Source organism: Dyella ginsengisoli LA-4, assembly GCF_000334915.1.
GTDB classification, from domain to species: domain Bacteria; phylum Pseudomonadota; class Gammaproteobacteria; order Xanthomonadales; family Rhodanobacteraceae; genus Dyella_A; species Dyella_A ginsengisoli_A.
The window spans coordinates 86,294-101,805 of the sequence record NZ_AMSF01000005.1; the positions used below are offsets into that span (position 1 = coordinate 86,294).

16 protein-coding genes are annotated in these 15,512 nt (G+C 69.1%); 10 read left to right on the forward strand and 6 right to left on the reverse strand.

Going from position 1 to position 15,512, the window contains the following annotated elements; translation table 11 throughout:
- The first annotated feature begins 107 nt into the window (after nucleotides 1-107).
- The 3 genes from trpB to accD all read left to right on the forward strand — a co-directional run bounded on the left by trpB (nucleotide 108) and on the right by accD (nucleotide 3,182).
- Nucleotides 108-1,343 carry a tryptophan synthase subunit beta gene (gene trpB, locus C693_RS0101200; protein WP_017460419.1) on the forward strand — a complete coding sequence of 412 codons (1,236 nt, stop codon included), beginning with the start codon at nucleotides 108-110 and terminating at the stop codon, nucleotides 1,341-1,343.
- A gap of 120 nt (nucleotides 1,344-1,463) precedes the next feature.
- Entirely contained in the window at nucleotides 1,464-2,264 is an 801-nt protein-coding gene (gene trpA, locus C693_RS0101205; protein WP_017460420.1) for a tryptophan synthase subunit alpha, read from the forward strand.
- 45 nt (nucleotides 2,265-2,309) lie between these two features.
- Nucleotides 2,310-3,182, forward strand: a complete 873-nt coding sequence (accD, locus tag C693_RS0101210) for an acetyl-CoA carboxylase, carboxyltransferase subunit beta (RefSeq protein WP_017460421.1) — start codon at nucleotides 2,310-2,312, stop codon at nucleotides 3,180-3,182.
- Between the two features lie 294 nt (nucleotides 3,183-3,476).
- Here the strand turns inward: accD and C693_RS0101215 are convergent, their stop codons facing one another.
- Together C693_RS0101215 and C693_RS0101220 are read right to left on the reverse strand one after the other, a co-directional pair.
- Nucleotides 3,477-4,046, reverse strand: a complete 570-nt coding sequence (locus tag C693_RS0101215; protein WP_017460422.1) for a phosphatase PAP2 family protein — start codon at nucleotides 4,044-4,046, stop codon at nucleotides 3,477-3,479.
- Nucleotides 4,015-5,175, reverse strand: coding sequence for a glycosyltransferase family 4 protein (locus C693_RS0101220; RefSeq protein WP_017460423.1), 1,161 nt, complete (start codon nucleotides 5,173-5,175; stop codon nucleotides 4,015-4,017). The genes C693_RS0101215 and C693_RS0101220 overlap by 32 nt, the downstream gene beginning before the upstream one ends.
- Before the next feature lie 146 nt (nucleotides 5,176-5,321).
- Here C693_RS0101220 and C693_RS0101225 point away from each other — a divergent pair, with 146 nt between their 5' ends.
- The gene (locus tag C693_RS0101225; RefSeq protein WP_017460424.1) at nucleotides 5,322-5,657 is read left to right on the forward strand and encodes a hypothetical protein; all 336 of its coding nucleotides are present in this window, start codon (nucleotides 5,322-5,324) and stop codon (nucleotides 5,655-5,657) included.
- A 12-nt stretch (nucleotides 5,658-5,669) separates the two neighbouring features.
- On the opposite strand, the gene C693_RS0101230 is transcribed toward C693_RS0101225, so the two are convergent.
- The gene (locus C693_RS0101230) at nucleotides 5,670-6,464 is read right to left on the reverse strand and encodes a transporter (protein WP_157798525.1); all 795 of its coding nucleotides are present in this window, start codon (nucleotides 6,462-6,464) and stop codon (nucleotides 5,670-5,672) included.
- Nucleotides 6,465-6,478: 14 nt separating this feature from the next.
- Between C693_RS0101230 and gltX the strand changes: the two genes are divergently transcribed.
- From gltX to C693_RS22840, 5 genes are all read left to right on the forward strand, one after another.
- Nucleotides 6,479-7,879, forward strand: a complete 1,401-nt coding sequence (gene gltX, locus C693_RS0101235) for a glutamate--tRNA ligase (RefSeq protein ID WP_017460426.1) — start codon at nucleotides 6,479-6,481, stop codon at nucleotides 7,877-7,879.
- Between the two features lie 36 nt (nucleotides 7,880-7,915).
- Nucleotides 7,916-8,206 carry a hypothetical protein gene (locus C693_RS0101240; RefSeq protein ID WP_017460427.1) on the forward strand — a complete coding sequence of 97 codons (291 nt, stop codon included), beginning with the start codon at nucleotides 7,916-7,918 and terminating at the stop codon, nucleotides 8,204-8,206.
- Nucleotides 8,207-8,275: 69 nt separating this feature from the next.
- Complete coding sequence (locus C693_RS0101245; RefSeq protein WP_017460428.1) at nucleotides 8,276-8,779, forward strand: transcriptional repressor; 504 nt, start codon at nucleotides 8,276-8,278, stop codon at nucleotides 8,777-8,779.
- 109 nt (nucleotides 8,780-8,888) lie between these two features.
- Nucleotides 8,889-9,317, forward strand: a complete 429-nt coding sequence (locus tag C693_RS0101250; RefSeq protein ID WP_017460429.1) for a MerC domain-containing protein — start codon at nucleotides 8,889-8,891, stop codon at nucleotides 9,315-9,317.
- 89 nt (nucleotides 9,318-9,406) lie between these two features.
- The gene (locus tag C693_RS22840) at nucleotides 9,407-9,568 is read left to right on the forward strand and encodes a 30S ribosomal protein THX (RefSeq protein ID WP_017460430.1); all 162 of its coding nucleotides are present in this window, start codon (nucleotides 9,407-9,409) and stop codon (nucleotides 9,566-9,568) included.
- A gap of 62 nt (nucleotides 9,569-9,630) precedes the next feature.
- On the opposite strand, the gene hutI is transcribed toward C693_RS22840, so the two are convergent.
- Genes hutI through C693_RS0101270 form a run of 3 tightly spaced genes read right to left on the reverse strand, consistent with a single transcriptional unit; the run spans nucleotide 9,631 to nucleotide 14,007 of the window.
- Nucleotides 9,631-10,857, reverse strand: coding sequence for an imidazolonepropionase (gene hutI / locus C693_RS0101260; protein ID WP_017460431.1), 1,227 nt, complete (start codon nucleotides 10,855-10,857; stop codon nucleotides 9,631-9,633).
- Nucleotides 10,858-10,873: 16 nt separating this feature from the next.
- Nucleotides 10,874-12,415 carry a chloride channel protein gene (locus tag C693_RS0101265; protein ID WP_017460432.1) on the reverse strand — a complete coding sequence of 514 codons (1,542 nt, stop codon included), beginning with the start codon at nucleotides 12,413-12,415 and terminating at the stop codon, nucleotides 10,874-10,876.
- 26 nt (nucleotides 12,416-12,441) lie between these two features.
- Nucleotides 12,442-14,007 carry a bifunctional GNAT family N-acetyltransferase/carbon-nitrogen hydrolase family protein gene (locus tag C693_RS0101270; protein WP_017460433.1) on the reverse strand — a complete coding sequence of 522 codons (1,566 nt, stop codon included), beginning with the start codon at nucleotides 14,005-14,007 and terminating at the stop codon, nucleotides 12,442-12,444.
- A 78-nt stretch (nucleotides 14,008-14,085) separates the two neighbouring features.
- Here C693_RS0101270 and C693_RS0101275 point away from each other — a divergent pair, with 78 nt between their 5' ends.
- The gene (locus C693_RS0101275; protein WP_017460434.1) at nucleotides 14,086-15,462 is read left to right on the forward strand and encodes a formimidoylglutamate deiminase; all 1,377 of its coding nucleotides are present in this window, start codon (nucleotides 14,086-14,088) and stop codon (nucleotides 15,460-15,462) included.
- Nucleotides 15,463-15,512 lie beyond the last annotated feature (50 nt).

Here is a 15,512-nt window from a genome sequence, read left to right on the forward strand (position 1 = left end):
GTTGGTGAAAACTTCTCGCTTTTTCCCGGGGGGTGGCGCGTCTATGCTGGATGTTCCGCCGACAACACGGGTCGGTGGATCGCAGTTTTTCGCACAGGACACCCGCCATGGCCACGCCCGCACCGCTCGCCGTCCCCACCGTCACCGATTTCCATGCCTGGCCCGATCCCCACGGCCGCTTCGGCCAGTTCGGCGGCCAGTACGTGGCCGAAACCCTGATGGCGCCGCTGGCCGAACTGACCGAGGCCTACGAGCGCCTGCGCAAGGATCCGGAATTCCTCGCCGAGCTGGACCGCGACCTGACCCACTACGTCGGCCGGCCCAGCCCGCTGTACCACGCCGAGCGGCTGTCGGCGCACGTCGGCGGCGCGCGCATCATCCTCAAGCGCGAGGACCTGAACCACACCGGCGCGCACAAGATCAACAACACCATCGGCCAGGGCCTGGTCGCCAAGCGCATGGGCAAGCCGCGCATCATCGCCGAGACCGGCGCCGGCCAGCACGGCGTGGCCAGCGCCACGGTGGCCGCACGACTGGGCCTGAAGTGCGTGGTGTACATGGGCGCCACCGACATCGAGCGGCAGAAGATCAACGTCTACCGCATGAAACTGCTCGGCGCCGAGGTGGTGCCGGTGACCTCCGGCTCGAAGACGCTGAAGGACGCGCTGAACGAAGCGATGCGCGACTGGGTCACCAACGTGGCCGACACCTTCTACATCATCGGCACCGTGGCCGGTCCGCACCCGTACCCGATGATGGTGCGCGACTTCAACGCCATCGTCGGCCGCGAGGCGCGCGCGCAGATGCTCACCGAGTACGGCCGGCTGCCGGACGCGATCACCGCCTGCGTCGGCGGCGGCTCCAACGCGATCGGCCTGTTCCACGAATTCCTCAACGACCGCGACGTGCGCATCGTCGGCGCCGAGGCGGCGGGCGAGGGCATCGGCAGCGGCCTGCACGCGGCCTCGCTGGCGGCCGGCCGCCCCGGCGTGCTGCACGGCAACCGCACCTACGTGCTGTGCGACGACAACGGCCAGATCGCCGAGACCCATTCGATTTCTGCCGGCCTGGACTACCCTGGCGTCGGACCCGAGCACGCCTTCCTCAAGGACACCGGCCGCGCCGATTACGTCGGCATCACCGACGCCGAGGCGATGGAGGCGTTCCACCTGCTGGCGCGCATGGAAGGCATCCTTCCCGCGCTGGAGTCCAGCCATGCGGTGGCTCAGGCGATGAAGCTCGCCCGCGAGCTTCCGAAAGACGGGTTGGTGCTGTGCAACCTGTCCGGCCGCGGCGACAAGGACGTGCACACGATCGCCGCGCGCGAGGGCGTCACCGTCTGAGAGCAGGAGTGAGTGTCGAGGAGTGAGAAGTGAGAGAAAGCCACTTCGCTCCACGCCACTCGAATCTTCCGGACTTGCCTGCTCTCACTCCTCTCCACTCACTCCTCGCTGCTGGCTCCCATGTCCCGAATCGATAAACGCTTTGCCTCGCTAAAGGCCGCCGGTCGCACCGGCCTGATTCCCTTTATCACCGCCGGCGATCCCTCGCCCGATGCCGTGGTCGCACTGATGCACGCGCTGGTGGAAGCCGGCGCGGACCTGATCGAACTGGGCGTGCCGTTTTCCGACCCGATGGCCGACGGCCCGGTGATCCAGCACGCCAGCGAGCGGGCGATCGCCAAGGGTGTCGGCCTGGGCGACGTGCTGCGTTGGGTGGGCGAATTCCGCCAGCGCGATGCGGACACGCCGGTGGTGCTGATGGGCTACCTCAATCCCGTGGAGATCCACGGCTACGAGGCGTTCGCCGCCGAGGCCGCGGCGGCCGGGGTGGACGGCGTGTTGCTGGTGGATTGCCCGCTGGAAGAGTCCGCCGTGCTCGAACCGCTGCGCGCCGCGGGCCTCGAGACCATCCGTCTGGCGGCGCCGACCACCGCACCCGCGCGTATGGCGCAGTTGTGCGAGGTCGCCGAGGGCTTCCTGTATTATGTGTCGTTTGCCGGCATCACCGGCGCCGGGCGGTTGAGCACCCGGGACATCGCGTCCCGCGTGGCCGACATCCGCTCGCGTGCCAGGGCGCCGGTGGCAGTGGGGTTCGGCGTGCGCGATGCGCAGAGCGCGAAGGAGATTGCCGCCTTCGCCGATGCGGTGGTGATCGGCAGCGCGCTGGTGGAGCGGTTGGACGGGGCAGGCACGGCGGATGAAGCCGTGGCCCGGGCAAAGGACTTCCTGGCACCGATCCGCGCCGCACTCGATGCACACTGAAACGGTCGCCTGACCGTTTCGGTCAGGAACGTTTGAGGTGTTGCAATGAACTGGCTGCAGAAAATCATGACCCCGCGCGCCCGCACCCAGGGCGCACCCGCCGCCGGCAAGGGCAAGGTGCCCGAGGGCGTGTGGGACAAGTGCGGCGGCTGCGGCGCCGTGCTCTACCGTCCGGAGCTGGAGCGCAACCTGATGGTCTGCCCGAAGTGCGGCCATCACCACGCGATCCGCGCGCGCGCGCGCCTGGCCGCGCTGTTCGACGAGGACAGCACGGTCGAACTGTGGCCGAACCTCGAGCCGACCGATCCGCTGAAGTTCCGCGACTCGAAGAAGTACCGCGACCGCGTGGTGGGCGCACAGAAGTCCACCGGCGAGAAGGACGCGCTGGTCGCCATGAGCGGCAAGCTCAAGGAGCGCCCGCTGGTCGCCGTGGCCTTCGAGTTCGCCTACATGGGCGGCTCGATGGGTTCGGTGGTCGGCGAGAAGTTCGCCCGCGCGGCGGAGAAGGCGCTGGCCGAGCGCAGCGCCCTGGTGTGCTTTTCGGCGACCGGTGGCGCGCGCATGCAGGAGTCGCTGTTCTCGCTGATGCAGATGGCCAAGACCTCGGCCGCGCTGGCGAAGCTGCGCGACGCCGGCGTGCCGTACATCAGCGTGATGACCAACCCGACCACCGGCGGCGTGTCGGCCAGCCTGGCGATGCTCGGCGACATCAACATCGGCGAGCCGAAGGCGCTGATCGGTTTCGCCGGTCCGCGCGTGATCGAGCAGACCGTGCGCGAGACGCTGCCGGAAGGCTTCCAGCGGTCGGAGTTCCTGCTCGAGCACGGCGCCATCGACATGATCGTCGACCGCCGCGAGATGCGCGACAGGCTCGCCGACGTGCTCGGCCTGCTGATGAAGGTGCCGCGCGCGGCCTGATCGAGGTCGTTTGCGCAGGTCGTCACCCGAAGCCGTCGCACCGCAAGGTGCGGCGGCTTCGTCGTTGGTACTCCGGAGTTTTCCACAGGCGGTGTGCATGGCCACGGGGACAAGCCTGTGGACAAGCGCGATTCACCGTTTCGCGATCAGGCACTTGTCACGCATCGATCAGTTTTTGCGCAGTCGTGCGCGCGTTTTCCACAGCTTCTGTGGAGGCGCTTGGGAAAAGCCTGTGGATAGGTGGCCTATCGTGCTGATCGCACAGCACTCGTGCACGCGATGCCTACGATCTGATCACATCGGCAGGGCGAGGTGGCCCAGCCACAGCGCGAGCGATCCGAGTGCGCCGCCGATGCCGATCGCGGCCAGCACGTCGCTGGGGTAGTGCAGGCCGAGGATCACCCGCGAGGCGGCGACCAGTGCGGTGAACGGCAGCAGCAGCGGCGCCAGCATCGGATACCAGGCCAGCGCCACCACGGTGAAGCCCACCGCCTGCAGCGTGTGGCCGGAGGGGAAGCTGAATTCGTCCAGCGGCGGCACGTGGGCGATCACGCCGGGGCAGGCGCGGAACGGGCGCGGGCGACGGGTCCAGCGCTTGAGCAGGCGGTACAGCAGCAGCGCGCTCAGTCCGGTGAGCGCCATGTGCGAGGCGGCGGTCAGCCCGCGCAGCCCATCCAGCAGCGCCAGCGATGCCATCAGGGCATACCAGAACACTCCATCGCCCAGGCGGCTGATCGCACCGAAGAACACGCCCACCGCGCGGCGCCCGCCCCAGCGGTTGGCGGCCACGCACATGCGGCGGTCGATCGCGAAGCGCGGTCCCAGGGAAAGCTCAGGCGTGGACAGCGGCGGCAGGCGGGACATGGCGCTTCTCCTCGGCGAGCTGCATCAGCAGGGATTCGAAATCGCGGATCACCGCGTCCGGCGACAGTGCGGCCACGCTGGTCTGGGCGGCGCGGCCCATGTGGCGGATCAGGCTGGGGTTGCTGCCCAGGGTGATCACCGACTCGATGAACCTCGGCTCGTTGTCCGGCTCGATCACGTAGCCGTTGTGGCCGTCGGTCATGTGTTCGCGCGCGGCGCCTTCGCGGTAGGCCACCACCGGCACACCGGCGGCCAGCGACTCGAGGATCACGTTGCCGAAGGTCTCGCTCAGGCTGGGAAAGGCGAACAGGTCCGCGCTGGCCACGTGCCGCGCCAGCGATTCGCCGCGCTGCATGCCGGCGAAGATGAAATCCGGGTTCGCTTCCTGCAGCGCCGTGCGCTCGGGGCCATCGCCGACCCACACATAGCGGGCTTCGGGTACCTGCTGCTGCAGCGCGCGGAACGCCCGCACGGCGAGCTCAAGGTTCTTCTCCGCGGCGATGCGTCCGACGTAGAGCATCACCGGCGCATGGCCTTCCGCGCCCCACTGCAGGCGCAGCGCCGGGTCGCGGTATTGCGGATGAAACAGCCGGGTGTCGACGGCGCGGCGCAGGATGCGCGCGTTGGCCACGCCCATGTCGTTGAGTTCCCGCCGCAGCGCCTCGGTCGGTACCAGCGTGGCGCCGCCGCGGTTGTGGAAGCGTCTCAGGTAGCCACGTACCGCCTCGGTCAGGAAGCCGACTCCGTAGTGCGCGGCGTAGGTGTCGAAGCGGGTATGGAAGCCGGTGGCGACCGGCAGGTCGAGCTGTTGTGCCGCGCGCATGGCCGACCACCCCAGGGGGCCTTCCGTGGCCACGTAGATGGCATCCGGCCTCAAGCGGTTCCAGCGGCGTCGCAGCATCCGACCGGCGGGCAACCCGAAGCGAAGGCCCGGGTAGCGCGGCAGCGAGGCGCCGCGAGTCTCCACCGGCAGCGTGCCCGGTTCGTCGACGAACGGCTGCGGCTGCCGCGGGCGGATCACCTCGATCGAGTGCCCCAGCGACGCGAGTCCGGCGGCAAGGCTGTGTACGGTCAGCGCGACGCCGTTGATCTCGGGCGGATAGGTTTCGGTGACGATGCCGATACGCATGGCGTGCCTCTGTCTGGCTTGACATAGCGTGGTCAGGCGAGGTTTCGGCGGCATGGCGCGGTTGTGACGTCCCGGTGACGCCCCGGAAGGGCTAATATCGGGCCGGTGCCCGCCGTCCCCACGTGCGCGAGGCACAGGAGGTCGCCATGAAGCCGATGTTGCTGTTTCTCGGATGGGCCCTGCCGATGGGCTGCCTCGCCGCCGCCGTGCCGCCGCAGCGCGAGGACGTCGGCTTCGTCGGCCCCGACAAGGTGTCGGCGAGGACGCACCGCCCGCTGTTCGAGGTGCGCTACGAGCTGGTCAGCGCGATTCCTTCCAGGCGTCCGGAGCCCTTGCCGCAGATCGACATGGGCAGCGCGAAGCCTGCCATCCACCCGTTGTCGCTGGACGTTCCGGGCGGGATTGCGGTGGGAGGGCAGTTCCACAATCCCAACATGGAGCTGTGCCGCGGCTGGGGTTGCGAAGCGCAGCCGCGCCGCTGAAGTCCGGCCGGCTCAGTCGCCGAAGTAGTACGACGCGCCGAGGTTGGCCTGCCAGCGTGACGCGCTGCCCGCCAGCCGGTGGTTGAAGCCGGCGTCGAGCTGCAGGCGTGGAGTGGCCATCCATGCGAGGCCAGCGCCGGCGAGCTGCCCGGCTTGCGCATGGCTCGGATGCAGCGTCGCCAGTTGCAGGTAGGCGCTCAGTGTCGGCGTGACCGACACGGTGTCGCTGAGCGCCAGCGTGCTGCTGTCGCCTGCGGCACGCGCATCGGCGAGATACAGCCCCAGCGACTGCCTTGCTCCCGCCTGCCGGTTCACTTCCAGTCCGAGCATGTACTGGCGGCGGTCGGCCCGGAACGCGCGACTGCCGTCGGTGAATGTCATGCTGCCGAGGAGGCCCCAGCTCCACGCCGGGTTGCCGGCCGGCAGCGCGAACTTGAGGCCCAGGCTGCTGCTGCCGCGGCCGTACAGGTCGCCGCCGGGCGTGGCCAGCCGGTTCCACGGCGTGCTGCCCAGCTGCAGTTCCAGCGGTCCGCCCAGGCCCAGGCGGAGCAGGGTGTCGGCGCTGTACAGGCGGGTGGTCGTGGCGCCGTCGCGGTCTTCGCTGACATCCGGCAGGCCTTGTTCGATGGTGAACGCACCGGCATCCAGGACCGCGGGGGCAAAGCCCATGCCCGGTCGGTCGTAGCCGGGGTTGCGGGTCTGTGCGTGCGCCAACCCGAGTCCGGCCGTGGCGGCCAGCGCGATCGCCCAGGACGCGGACCGGCACGACGGGCCGGATGGTCTAAAATGGAACGTTCCCTTTCGCATCGCGCCAGTATCCCATGACCGTCCGCACCCGCTTCGCCCCCAGTCCCACCGGCTTCCTGCACATCGGCGGCGCGCGCACCGCGCTGTACTGCTGGCTGGAGGCGCGTCGTCGCGGCGGCGAGTTCGTGCTGCGCATCGAGGACACCGATCGCGAGCGCTCCACCGACGCGGCCGTGCAGGCGATCCTCGACGCCATTCACTGGCTCGACCTGGATGCCGACGAGGCGCCGGTCTACCAGACCCATCGGCTGGCCCGCTACAAGGAGGTCGCCGACAAGCTGCTGGCCGAGGGCAAGGCCTACTACGCCTACGAGTCGAAGGACGAGATCGAGGCGATGCGCGAGGCGGCCATGGCGAAGGGCGAGAAGCCCCGCTACAACGGCTACTACCGCGATCGCAACGAACCGTACCGCGACGATCCGAACCGGGTGATCCGCTTCAGGAATCCCGCCGAGGGTTCGGTGGTGTTCGAGGACAAGGTCAAGGGGCGCATCGAGATCGCCAACAGCGAGCTGGACGACCTGGTGATCTTCCGCTCCGACGGCTGGCCGACCTACAACTTCGCCGTGGTGGTGGATGACATCGACATGGGCATCACCGAGGTGATCCGCGGCGACGACCACGTCAACAACACCCCGCGCCAGATCAACATCTACCACGCGCTGGGCGCGCCGGTGCCGGAGTTCGCCCACCTGCCGATGATCCTCGACCACGAGGGCAGGAAGCTCTCCAAGCGCACCAACTCGGTCAGCGTGATGGAGTACCGCAGCGACGGCTACCTGCCGCACGCGCTGCTCAACTACCTGGTGCGCCTCGGCTGGTCGCACGGCGACCAGGAGATCTTCTCGCGCGAGGAGATGGTGAAGCTGTTCGACATCGCCGACGTCAACAAGGCCGCCTCGCGCTTCGACACCGAAAAGCTGAAGTGGCTGAACCAGCACTACCTGAAGACCGACGATCCGCAGGCGATCGCGCCGGAATTCGAGTGGCACCTGCGCCAGGCGGGACTGGATCCGGCGAAGGGGCCGGCCGCGGCCGACCTCATCGTCGCCCTGCGCGACCGCGTGCAGACGCTGAAGGAGATGGCCGAGCGCGCGGCGATCTGGTTCGGTCCGATCACCGAGTGGGACGAGAAGGCCGTCGCCAAGCACCTGAAGAACGACAGTGCGGTCGCCGTGCTGACCGAGGCGAAGGCGCAGTTGGCCGACTGCGCGTGGAAGCCCGAGCCGATCCATGCGGTGATCGAGCAGGTGGCGGCGAAGCTCGAGTTGGGCATGGGCAAGGTGGCCCAGCCGCTGCGCGTGGCGATGACCGGTACCCAGGTGTCGCCGTCGATCGACCACACCATCTACCTGGCTGGCCGCGACGTGGCGCTCGAGCGCATCGACGCCGCAATCGCCCGCGCGCAGGGTTGATCGGCCGCGCCATGCATCGTCGCCCCGGCCATCGGCATGGATGAATTGCTGGCCAAGGCGACGCAGGGCGTGGATCTGGATGCGCCGGGCGCGTTCTGGCACGTCTTTGCCAACCTGATGGCGTTGGTGCCTTGGGCCGCGTTGACCTGGTGGAGCCTGTTCTTCGTCGCGGTCGGTGCCGCGCTGGGATGGTGGCGCGGACGCACCGGCGCGGGCGTGGTCTGGGCACTGCTGCTCGGACCGGTCGGTTGGTGGGTGGTCTGGCGCCTGCCGCCACCCTCGGCCAGCCGTCCGCCGCCGTTGCCACCACGACGTCCGTCGCGCTGATCCGTACGAACTTTCGTTCCTGCCGTTCGCCCCCATCTGGCGGTATCGGGTGCCGGTGGTGCCCGATGTATGATCCCGATCGAGGTGAACCCATTGAGCAAGCAGGCAGCGGGCAAGTTCCACACGCACCACGAGGAGACCCCGCAGGGTTTTGTCGAGGCGGTTTCGCACGCCAGCGAGGAGCGCGGCCTGCGGCTGACGCCGCTGCGCAAGGAAGTGCTGGAACTGGTGGCCGCAGCAGGCAAGCCGGTCAAGGCCTACGACCTGCTCGACCAGCTGCGCGAGCATCACGGCAATGCGGCACCGCCCACGGTTTACCGCGCGCTGGATTTCCTGCTCGAGCAGGGCTTCATCCACAAGCTCGAATCGGTCAACGCGTTCGTATCCTGCCACCATCCGGCCGAGGCGCATCAGGTGCCGTTCCTGATCTGCGATGTCTGCTCCAGCGCGCAGGAAGTGTGCGACGAACGGGTCGCGGCACTGATCGAGGCGCAGGCCGAGAGTTTCGGCTTCCGGCCGCAGGCGCAGACGCTGGAAGTGCACGGCGTGTGTCGCAACTGCCGCAAGGACTGAACCGACCCACGCGAGCCGTCGGCTTCGGGTTGGCAAGTGGCAGTGTTATAAAGTAACATCCTTGTCCAGACAGGCGGTCCTCCCCGCCGCCGTTGACTGGGGCGACCCCATGCAACCCGAGCCTTCCGACAAATCCTTCTGGTGGCATGTGGCCGATCGCATCGGCGCCACGGCCTCGTTCCTCTGCGCGATCCACTGCGCCGCGTTGCCGTTCGTGCTGGCGATCCTGCCACTGGTGGGGCTGGAGTTTCTCGCCAGTCACACCTTCGAGCGCGGGTTCGTGATGTTCGCCAGTGCGCTGGCGCTGTTCAGCCTGGGCCGGGGCTACCGGCGTCACCGCATGCCGCAGCCACTGACGTTCGCGTTGCCGGGGCTGACCCTGCTGCTGCTCGGCGTGACCCTGGCCGAGGGGTATTCGATCGCGGTGCACAGCGTGCTGGTAACGATCGGCGGTCTGCTGCTGGCCTTCTCGCACTTCCTCAACCTGCGAGCCGACCGCCTGAACGGGCACATCCACGGCCCCACCTGCGTGCACTGAACGGCGGCGCTGCGCCGTCTTGCGATTTGCAGGTCGGCTGCTACGATGACCGGCCGTTCCAGTCATCAACGAATCATCGAGGAGTTCCCATGGGTAAGGGCGATCGCAGGACCCGCCGCGGCAAGATCAATCGTGCCAGCTACGGCAACAGCCGCGCTCATGGCGCCCAGCCGGCCGTGGCCGGCGGCAAGCCGACCGTGACCAAGCCGGCGGCGGCCAAGAAGGCGGCACCGAAGAAGAAGTCGGCCTGAGCGCACGCGCCAGGCGACATCACGAAAAACCCCGCCGCGGCGGGGTTTTTCGTGTCCGGCATTCAGCCCGTGGCGCGACCGCCGACCCAGCGCTGGCCGAGCAGGTCGCCGCCGATCCAGTAGCAGAGTTCGGCCGGCTCCTGCACGCGCCACACGGCGAGATCCGCACGCTGTCCGGCGGCGAGCGTGCCGCGGTCGTCCAGTCCCAGCGCGCGGGCGGCGTGCACCGTGATGCCGCGCAGCGCCTCGTCCGGGGTCAGCCGGAACAGCGTGCAGGCCATGTTCGCCGCCAGCCGCAGCGACAGCAGTGGCGAGGTGCCAGGGTTGCAGTCGGTAGCCACGGCCAGCGGCACGCCGGCGGCGCGCAGACCGTCCACCGGCGGTAGCGTCGTCTCGCGCAGCGCGTAGAACGCGCCCGGCAGCAGCACCGCGACGGTGCCGGCGCCGGCCATCGCCTCGATGCCGGCGTCGTCCAGGTGTTCCAGATGGTCGGCCGACAGTCCGCCGAACTCCGCCACCAGCGCCGCGCCGCCCTGGTCGGACAGCTGCTCGGCGTGCAGCTTCACCGGCAGGTTCAGCGCGGTCGCCCGCTCGAACAGGCGACGGGTCTCTTCCGCGGTGAACGCAATCCGTTCGCAGAAGGCATCCACTGCATCGATCAGGCCTTCCTCCGCCAGCGCCGGCAGCCAGCGGTCGCAGACCTCGGTGACGTAGGCCGCGCGCCTTTCGCGGAATTCCGGCGGAACCGTGTGCAGGCCGAGAAAGCTGGTGCGCACGGTGACACCCAGCTCCTCGCCGAGGCGGCGCGCCACGCGCAGCATTTTCCGCTCGTCGTCCAGAGCCAGACCGTAGCCGGATTTGATTTCCAGCGTGGTGACGCCGTCGGCCAGCAGCGCGCGCGCGCGCATCGAGGCGCTGGCCAGCAGTTCATTCTCGCTGGCTGCGCGGGTGGCGGTCACGGTCGAGACGATGCCGCCTCCCGCCCGCGCGATCGTCTCGTAGCTGGCGCCGTGCAGGCGCATGTCGAACTCGCGTGCGCGCTGTCCGCCGAACACCAGGTGGGTGTGGCAGTCGATCAGACCCGGCGTGACCAGCGCGCCGCCCAGGTCGATCGTCTCGACCGCCGGCGGGAGTACGCTCGAGGCCAGTTCCGCGCGTCGGCCCACCCAGGCGATGCGGTCCCCCGCGATCGCCAGCGCGCCGTCGTCGATCAGACCGAACGGCGCGTCCCCGGCGAATGTCGCCAGCCGGGCTCCGGTCAGCAGCACGTCCCAGCGCGGTGCGGTCATCGCTGCGGCCTCCGGCTCAGTGGGCGTCGGGTGCGGTGTCGTTCGGTGGTGCCGTCGGCTCCTCGTAGTCGCGCGGAGCGGCTTGTTCGTCGTAGGCGCTGGTCTTGCCGGCAGGCATGGGTTCCTCGATCTCCAGGTCCTCGTGCGCAGTGGCGGGATCAGCGTCTCCACGCGCTTCTGCCTCGGCCTTGGCGGCAGCCTGGGCGGCGGCGGCATGCTGGCGCTCGAAGTCCTGCACCATGCGCTCTGCGAAATCCTTGTAGACCGGGGTCGGGCTGAAGATCGACGCAGCCGCGCGTGCCAGCAGGCAGGCGGCCATGATCGGGATCACCATGTCCTGGTTGTCGGTCAGCTCCATCGCGATCACTGCCGAGGTCAGCGGTGCGCCGGTCACGCCCGACAGGTAGGCGCTCATGCCCAGCAGCACCACCGCGCCGGCCGGCACGCCGGGCAGGAAGGTGGCGATGTTGTGGCCCAGTCCCGCACCGACGGCCAGCGCCGGCGAGAAGATGCCGCCCGGGATGCCGGCCCAGTACGACACCACGTTGGCCAGCAGCTTGGCGATGCCGAAGCCTTGGCCCGGGGTGGCCGCGGCTTCCTGCACGAAGGCACGGGCCTGGTCGTAACCGGTGCCGTAGATGTTGTTGTGGGTGAGCACGCCAAGCACGGCCAGCGCCAGGCCGCAGCCGGCGGCGAACAGCACCGGTGCGTGCGAGCGCAGCCGTCCGATGTAGGCCAGCGGGCCGCGGCGGCTGAGCAGGATCAGTCGCGCGAACAGGCCGCCGAGCAGGCCGCAGATGATGCCGGTGAGCAGCACCGCCAGCCAGGCATGACCCAGCGGCAGGCTCGCCTCGACTTCGCCGAAGTAGGCGTAGTTGCCCATGATGCCCAGCGAGACCACACCGCCGACGATCACCGCGGTCAGCAGCAGACCGCTGAAGCGGTGCTCGAAGGTGCCGGCCAGTTCCTCGATGGCGAACACCACGCCGGCCAGCGGCGTGTTGAACGCCGCGGCGATACCCGCCGCACCACCGGCCAAGATGAAGCGCGAGGCCGCCTTCGGATCGGTGAAGCCGAAGCGCCGGCCCAGCGTGTAGAACAGGCCCGCACCCACGTGCACGGTCGGACCCTCGCGGCCGATCGAGGCACCGACGCCCAGCGCGATCAGGGTGAGCACCATCTTGCCGGCGGCGATCGGCAGCGCCAGCATTCGCGCGCGGAAGCCTTCGTCCTCGATGTGCAGCGTGCCGATCACCTGCGGGATACCGCTGCCGCGCGTGGCGCGCAGCTTGCCTTCGGTCACCCAGGCGAGCCCGGCGAACACGATCGGCGTGAGGATCAGCGGGATCCACACGCCGTAGCCGAGCATCTGCTGGAACAGGTGGAACGACCAGTCGCTGGCCTTGGCGAACACGATCGCCGCCAGCGCCACCAGCACCGCGCCGATCCATAGCGCCAGGCGGCGCTTCCACTGGGCGGGGGCGAAGAATTCGTGGCCGAGCAGCGCCTGCAGGCGCGGGTTGGACGAGGTCGATGGAGGTGTTTGCTGGTCGGTCATGTCGTCGGGCAATGGAGGGAATTAGGTCAGCGCGCCAGCGTGTGCCAGCGCGTCTGGTAGAGGTCGAAGCGGCGGTCCTTGAGGTTCTGCACCGCGCCGGCGTTGCGTGCCTTGGCCAGGCTCTCCAGGCTGAGGTCGGCAAACAGCACCGTCTCGATGTTCGGCGTGGAGTCGGCGGCAATGCCGTCGCGGGCAAACGGGAAGTCGCTGGGGGTCAGGATGCAGCTCTGGCCGTACTGGATGTCGAAGTTGTTCACGCCGGGCAGGTTGCCCACGTTGCCTGAGAGCACCACGTAGCACTGGTTCTCGATCGCCCGCGCCTGCGAGCAGTAGCGCACGCGCAGGTAGCCCTCGCGCACGTCGGTGCAGAACGGCACGAACAGGATCAGCGCGCCCTGGTCGGTGAGGTGGCGGGCGACCTCGGGGAACTCCGAGTCGTAGCAGATCATCACGCCGATCGGGCCGCAGTCGGTCTGGATCGTCGCCGCACTCTCGCCGCCGGTGATGTTCCACACGGTGCGTTCGCTGGGCGTGGGGTGCAGCTTCTCGCGTTCGTGGATCGAGCCGTCGCGCAGGCACACGTAGCAGACGTTGTGGATGTCGCCGTTCGGCTGTTCGGTCGGGTGCGAGCCGCCGATGATGTTGATGTTGTAGCGCACCGCCAGCGAACTGAAGAGCTCCTTCACCTGCGGCGTGTAGTGGCTCAGCTTGCGGATCGTCTCGACCGGCGAGAGCTCCTCGTTCTCGATCGACAGCAGCTGCAGCGTGATCAGCTCGGGGAAGGTGACGAAGTCGGCGCTGTAGTCGGCGGCGATGTCGGTGAAGTATTCCACCTGGGTGGCGAACTCCTCGAACGACTTGATCCGCCGCTGCTGGTACTGCACCGAGGCCACGCGCACCGATTCGGGCAGGCGCTGCGGCGTCGGTACCGAGGGCATGTCCGGATGGTCCATGCGCTTCGGGTTGCGCCACACCAGATGGGCGGCGTAGCCGAGCGAGTCGTAGTCCGACGGCACGTAGTTGCGCAGCAGGCCGACCAGTTCGAAATCGTTGTGCAGCTGGAAGCTCAGCGTCTGGTCGCGGCGCCTGCCTTCGACCACCGCCTGCACGTAGGCCTCGGCGCTGCCGTAGCGGGCGAGGTTCTTGGCCAGGCCGGGGATGCGTCCGCCGAACACGATGCCGCGCAACTTCAGTTCCTGGCACAGCCGCTTGCGCGCCTGGTACAGGCGCTGGCCGATGCGCATGCCGCGATAGTCCGGGTGCACCACCACTTCCATCCCGTACAGCCAGTCGCCGTCGGGCTTGTGCCGCGAGGCCATGCCGCCACCGGTGATCTGCACCCAGGTGTGCGGCGCCAGCGCGGTGGCCTCGTCGATGCGGAAGGTGGCGCAGTAACCGACGATGCGCCCCTCGTACTCGACCACGAACTGGCCTTCCGGGAAGTGCGTCTGCTGGGAGCGCAGCATTTCCGCCGAATGGCCCCACTCGGCGGTGTAGACGCGGGCGGTCAGCTCGACCAGTTGAGGGACGTCCGCGGGCACCGCCAGCCGAAGCTGCAGCTTGGGTGCTTGCTCGGAAGTTTTCTTGGCCATCCGCCCATTATGCCGCACTGCCGCGAAGGCCGGGTCGACGCGGGCCGCTACACTGGGGCTTTTCGACGGATCGCCCCCATGATGTCGCCGGTTTCGCAAGAATCCCCCAGTGCCGATGTCCACTGGACGCCCCAGGGCTGGCGGGCCGGCGGCCAGCTGGCCGTCGATGCCACCGGGCATCTGGCCGAGTCGCCCGATGCGGTCGGCGAGCCCCTCGGCCGCTGGGTGCTGCCGGGCATGCCCAACCTGCATTCGCACGCGTTCCAGCGCGCCATGGCCGGGCTGGCCGAACGGCGCGGCCCCGGCAACGACAGCTTCTGGACCTGGCGCGAGGCGATGTACGGCTTCGCCGCCGCGCTGGATCCGGAATCGCTGCAGGCGATCGCCGCCCAGCTCTACGTGGAGATGCTCAAGGCCGGTTATACCCAGGTCTGCGAGTTCCACTACGTGCATCACCAGCCGGACGGCACGCCCTACGCGCAGCCCGAAGCGATGTCGCTGGCGCTGGTCGAGGCGGCGAAGGAAGCCGGCATCGCACTGACCCTGCTGCCGGTGCTGTACATGACCGGCGGTTTCGACGGCCGCCCGCTGGCGCCGCGACAGCGCCGCTTCGGCCATGCGGAGGTGTCCGACTACCTGCGCCTGCTCGAGGCGCTGCGCGCGCACGAATCGGCCGACCTGCGGGTGGGGATCGCGCTGCACTCGCTGCGCGCGGTGCCGGAGACCGCGATGCGCACCCTGCTGGCGACGGGCGCGGCGCAGGACCGCCAGATCCACATCCACATCGCCGAGCAGGTCGGCGAGGTGCAGGACTGCCTGGCCGTGCGCGGTGCGCGACCGGTCGAATGGCTGCTCGACCACGCCGAGGTCGACGCGCGCTGGTGCCTGGTCCACGCCACCCACCTGACCGGCCACGAGACCTCGCGTCTGGCGCGCAGCGGCGCGGTCGCAGGCCTGTGCCCGACCACCGAGGCGAACCTCGGCGACGGCCTGTTCCCGCTGGCCGACTACCTCGATGCCGGCGGCGTCCTCGGCGTCGGCTCGGACTCGCACATCTCGGTGTCGCCGGTGGAGGAACTGCGCTGGCTCGAATACGGCCAGCGGCTGGTCACCCGCCATCGCAACATCGCTTCGCGCGGCGAGGGCGCCAGCGTGGGCGAAACGCTCTGGTCCGCCGCCCTGCGCGGCGGTGCGCAGGCCTCCGGTCTGCCGATCGGCGCGCTGGAAGCGGGGCGGCGTGCCGACCTGCTGGTGCTGGATGACCAGGCCCCGCTGCTCGCCGCACGCGACGCCACCTCGGCGATGGACAGCTTCCTGTTCGCAGGCAACGTGCCGCTGGTGCGCCACGTGATGTGCGGCGGCCGCTGGGTGGTGCGCGACTTCGTGCATCACGACGAGGAGCGCATCGCCGCCCGTTACCGCGCGACGGTGGCGCGCCTTGGTCGAAGCGGGTGAACGGCAGCCATCTGAAAGCTTCCTAGGCGGTCGGCTGTGAGCCGCTTCAG

Bases quoted from the DNA above. Each gene is read 5' to 3' on its own strand.
- trpB (WP_017460419.1), top strand. From the start codon at position 108: ATGGCCACGCCCGCACCGCTCGCCGTCCCCACCGTCACCGATTTCCAT.
- trpA (WP_017460420.1), top strand. From the start codon at position 1,464: ATGTCCCGAATCGATAAACGCTTTGCCTCGCTAAAGGCCGCCGGTCGC.
- accD (WP_017460421.1), top strand. From the start codon at position 2,310: ATGAACTGGCTGCAGAAAATCATGACCCCGCGCGCCCGCACCCAGGGC.
- C693_RS0101215 (WP_017460422.1), bottom strand. From the start codon at position 4,046: ATGTCCCGCCTGCCGCCGCTGTCCACGCCTGAGCTTTCCCTGGGACCG.
- C693_RS0101220 (WP_017460423.1), bottom strand. From the start codon at position 5,175: ATGCGTATCGGCATCGTCACCGAAACCTATCCGCCCGAGATCAACGGC.
- C693_RS0101225 (WP_017460424.1), top strand. From the start codon at position 5,322: ATGAAGCCGATGTTGCTGTTTCTCGGATGGGCCCTGCCGATGGGCTGC.
- C693_RS0101230 (WP_157798525.1), bottom strand. From the start codon at position 6,464: ATGCGAAAGGGAACGTTCCATTTTAGACCATCCGGCCCGTCGTGCCGG.
- gltX (WP_017460426.1), top strand. From the start codon at position 6,479: ATGACCGTCCGCACCCGCTTCGCCCCCAGTCCCACCGGCTTCCTGCAC.
- C693_RS0101240 (WP_017460427.1), top strand. From the start codon at position 7,916: ATGGATGAATTGCTGGCCAAGGCGACGCAGGGCGTGGATCTGGATGCG.
- C693_RS0101245 (WP_017460428.1), top strand. From the start codon at position 8,276: ATGATCCCGATCGAGGTGAACCCATTGAGCAAGCAGGCAGCGGGCAAG.
- C693_RS0101250 (WP_017460429.1), top strand. From the start codon at position 8,889: ATGCAACCCGAGCCTTCCGACAAATCCTTCTGGTGGCATGTGGCCGAT.
- C693_RS22840 (WP_017460430.1), top strand. From the start codon at position 9,407: ATGGGTAAGGGCGATCGCAGGACCCGCCGCGGCAAGATCAATCGTGCC.
- hutI (WP_017460431.1), bottom strand. From the start codon at position 10,857: ATGACCGCACCGCGCTGGGACGTGCTGCTGACCGGAGCCCGGCTGGCG.
- C693_RS0101265 (WP_017460432.1), bottom strand. From the start codon at position 12,415: ATGACCGACCAGCAAACACCTCCATCGACCTCGTCCAACCCGCGCCTG.
- C693_RS0101270 (WP_017460433.1), bottom strand. From the start codon at position 14,007: ATGGCCAAGAAAACTTCCGAGCAAGCACCCAAGCTGCAGCTTCGGCTG.
- C693_RS0101275 (WP_017460434.1), top strand. From the start codon at position 14,086: ATGATGTCGCCGGTTTCGCAAGAATCCCCCAGTGCCGATGTCCACTGG.